This is a genomic window from Streptomyces sp. NPDC059224 (assembly GCF_042754285.1).
Taxonomy (GTDB): Bacteria; Actinomycetota; Actinomycetes; order Streptomycetales; family Streptomycetaceae; genus Streptomyces.
Genome location: NZ_JBHZAN010000125.1, coordinates 1 through 1,009, shown reverse-complemented (window position 1 = coordinate 1,009; position 1,009 = coordinate 1). Strand labels below are relative to the sequence as shown.

At 36.1% G+C, this 1,009-nt stretch carries 3 protein-coding genes; all 3 read left to right on the top strand.

The window, feature by feature from the left end; translation table 11 throughout:
• The coding region (locus tag ACFXI4_RS44805; protein WP_385003498.1) for an HAD family hydrolase at window positions 1-259 on the top strand (259 nt) is incomplete at its 5' end.
• 207 nt (window positions 260-466) lie between these two features.
• Window positions 467-691 (top strand): ADP-ribosylglycohydrolase family protein, encoded by a 225-nt coding sequence (locus tag ACFXI4_RS44800; RefSeq protein ID WP_016922343.1) that lies wholly within the window; start codon window positions 467-469, stop codon window positions 689-691.
• A 101-nt stretch (window positions 692-792) separates the two neighbouring features.
• Window positions 793-1,009, top strand: a 217-nt coding sequence (gene relB, locus ACFXI4_RS44795; RefSeq protein ID WP_385003494.1) for a type II toxin-antitoxin system RelB family antitoxin, incomplete at its 3' end; no start/stop codon positions are given.

The window sequence follows — 1,009 nt, the reverse complement described above, 5'->3', positions numbered from 1 at the left end:
ATATTTTTCCTTTGTTATAAGTGGTGAGTCATTAAAACAAAGCAAACCACATCCCGAAATATATTTAAAAGCGAAACAGCAATTAGACTGTGACTTCTTTATTGCAGTAGAGGATTCAACGATTGGTATTAAATCAGCAAAGGCAGCAAATATCTATACGGCGGCACTAAAACAACCAATGCAAATCGATCAGAGTGAAGCAGACATACAAATTGAAAGTCTACAAGAACTGGAACAAATTGTTTTAGAAAAAGGTTAGTGAATTAATGGAAATAAGGCTATATATCTGTGCTAGCTATTTTGACTAACCAAAAAAACTTGCTATAATTCAGGTGTAGTAAAAGGTGCTGGTAACACCTTTTACGAAAATGCTTCGGCAGTGATAATGGGATTGGCTTTTTAAGTTTTTTATTTTGTTCGCAATCCCTAAGGTCATGTGAATGATCCTAGGGATTGCTAGAATATTTTGCAACAGAACCAAAATACGAATAGTTATCAAGCAGCCATATTGACTGCGGTCAATTTAGGAGGGGATACTGATACTACTGCTGCCGTAACTGGTGCTCTTGCGGGTATTCTTTACGGGGGTGAAGTGATCCCTGAAAATTGGAGAAAATCGCTTCAAAATGACCAGCTTCTTAAAACGATCAGTCAGAGATTTTGCGATACCGTGCTATCTCAAAGAATTTGAATAATGGATATGATGCAAATCTTGTTTGTACTAACGTTGTATTGACAAAAAGGATTTTATTTAGTACAATGTTAGTACAAATGATGAACGGAGGTAGAATCATGTCTCAATCAACCATTACATTTAGGATTCCCGACGATGAAAAAGAACTGGTATTAGAATATGCAAAAGCACACAATTCTTCATTGACCGAACTTTATCGAAATGCTGTACTGGATAAAATCGAAGATGAAATCGATCTACGGACTTTACGGAGTGCAATTGAAGTTTCCAAAGAGAAAAAAGAGAGTGGTATTTCTCAAGAGGAAATGGAGAAAC